Origin of the sequence: Rugamonas violacea (genome assembly GCF_016461825.1) — a bacterium.
In the GTDB taxonomy this organism is placed as follows: Bacteria; Pseudomonadota; Gammaproteobacteria; order Burkholderiales; family Burkholderiaceae_D; genus Rugamonas.
The window spans coordinates 1-2,525 of sequence record NZ_JAEMNU010000144.1; the positions used below are offsets into that span (position 1 = coordinate 1).

Here is a 2,525-nt window from a genome sequence, read left to right on the forward strand (position 1 = left end):
CGAACGAAGTGTCGTCAGCAATGGAGTCGGCGTAGTCGTTCAGGTACTTCATCATTGCGCCGATGCGCGCCTTGCCAGTGTAGGCGTTGGCTAAGTCAATGGAACCGTCAAAGTCCAGCGAACGGGGAGCGATTCCGGTTGGAATGTCCCTGGTGCCGACGCCTGTGATGTAGCGCTTGTAGCCCTGGTACAAGTCTCCAAATTTGACCACATTGGTGAGCAGTTTTTCGTCATGCAAATCGTTTCCCGATCCATCGAACGCGAACAGTATCAACCCGTCCGGGTCGACGTACTTGAGCGGGTTGCCGCCGACGTAGGCATAGCTGTTGGCGCCGGCACGCAGTCCCAGCGGGTCGGGTGTCAGGTAGCGCCCGCGCGCGGGGTCGTAGTAGCGCTGGCCGTTGTAGTGGAGGCCGGTTTCCTGGTCGGCATACTGGCCGGGCAAGCGCAGGTTGAACTGGAAGGCGTCCGACGGGGTGCCGGTTTTGTTCAGCACCGCAGTAGAGATGAGCTTGCCGAAGGCGGCGTAGTCGGCCCGCCAGAGCGGCTTTCCTTGCGCGTCGCTGACGAGTTCGGTGACGCCCAGATGGTTGTTGTGCAGGTAGGCGATGGTGTCGCCGTGGCCGAACCATGCGTGCCAGATGGCGGCGACATCGGCGAGGAAGCGGGCTAAGCCGGTACGTTCGCCGGTGGCGGCGTCCTGTACCCGCGAGTCGATGATGGCGACCGGTTGGTCGGCCAGGTACACATACTGGCGCCGTATCTTGCCCTGGCCGTCCAGTTCCGCGACGAGCTTCCTGTTTTCGTACAAATAATAGCTGTGCTGGTCCACGGTGGTCTTGGCGATGCGTTCGCCACGGTGGTTGTAGCGGTAGCGGGCGAGAGTGTGCGCGCCGTTCCGCACCGCCAGCAGCCTGCCGAGGGCATCCCATTGATACGACCTTGCCCCGATGGACTGGGGCTGGCCTGCGGCGTCGTAATCGGAATGGATGGCGCCAGCGCTGGACTGCGCCTGCCAGCGGTCTTCCCCCTGTGCGTAACTGCTGCGGACCGTGCCGCTCTGCAGGTCGCCCTGGTCGGCGATGTCCTCTTGGCCGAGCAGGCGGTTGCCGTTGCCGTCGTAGTGATAGCGCGCCCAGTTGGCGCGGCTGAGCATGGTCGGCGCCGTCCCAGTTGGCACCGTCCCCGCCACGATCAGCCGGTCCTGGGCATCGTAGGCGTAGTTGCTGGCCGCATCGCGGTCTTGCGTGTGCAGCAGATTTCCCTGCATGTCCCACAGGTAGCGATGGTCGAGGACGGCGTTCGGGTCCAGCGGCAGTCCGAGGGCGCCAGGCATCGCCGTTTGCATCGCCGGCCGCACGGCCGACGGGGCCGCCGTCGCCGCCGTCGCCGTCGCCGTCGCGGCAGCCGCCGGACTGATGCCCAGCAGGGATTCCAGCGCGGCGCTGCGCGGCTCGCCGCCCGCCGGCCGTCGCGGGTCGCGATGGACGATGCGCGCCAGCGCGCCCTCCCGGCTGCGCTGGTAGTGCGCCTCGATACCGTTGCCGTAGACCATGCGCTTGAGGCCGACGACATCGCGCTCCAGCTTGTGGACGATGGGCTGCGCGGGCAAGAGCCAGCGCAGCCAGGAGGTTTGCACCGCGTGGCGCTCAAGCGCGGTCACCTGGTTCTGCCCGTTGCGCAGGTAGTCCAAGGTGCTGCCGTCGGGCAGGCCGATGCCGGCCAACTGCCCCAGGGCGTCGTAGCTGTAGCGCGTTGTAAAGCTGGCGCGCGCTCCGCCGTCGAGCACCACCGTGACGATTTTGACGTTGAGGCGGCCTTGGCTGTCGTAGCCATAACGCTCGGACTGTTCCGGGTGGTCGATGGCGACGAGCCGCGCACCCTCGTAACGCCACGTGGTGGTGACCTGTTTTTTTGGTGTGCCCGCCGCGCTTGCCTCGGTGACGGTCTGCGCCACGACGCGGCCTTCCACGTCGTACTGGTAGCGGGCGCTATTGCCGATGGCATCCGTGCTGGCGACGAGCCGTCCCGCCGCGTCGAAGTTCCGCGTCGTCCTGCCGCTGTCGGCGCCGATGGTGGCCAACGTTTGGCCGAAATCGTCCCGGATATATCTGCTTGTCGCGCCGTCGGGCGCGATGACGGCGGCGGTGCGTCCGGCCGGGTCGAGTTCGAAGCGCGTCTCGGTGTTGTGCAGCCGCGCCAGCATGGTGTTGGCCGCCTCGGTCACGCCGATGATGCGGCCCATGTCGTCGTAGCGGTAACGTGTCACGCGGCCGAGCGCGTCGCTGGACTCGGCGGGCAGGCCTTGCGCGTTCCAATCGATGCGGCGCGTGCCGCCGTCCGGCGCGCCCACTTGGAGCAGGCGGCCGCGCCGGTCGTAGGCATAACGGCGCGTTTGCCGGATGGTGTTCGACATCGTCGTCGCTTCAACCAGCTGGTTTTCGGTGTCGTAGCGCCGGGTCGAGACGACGCCAAGCGCGGCGGCGGTCCAGGTGCGGCGGCCCGCGTCATCGTGGCCGAAGTGT

Annotated in this window: 1 protein-coding gene; it reads right to left on the minus strand. The window is 66.8% G+C overall.

The genetic code is table 11. The features are described 5' to 3' along the window. Window positions 1-2,525, minus strand: a 2,525-nt coding sequence (locus tag H7U20_RS26985; RefSeq protein ID WP_199762237.1) for an RHS repeat-associated core domain-containing protein, incomplete at both ends; no start/stop codon positions are given.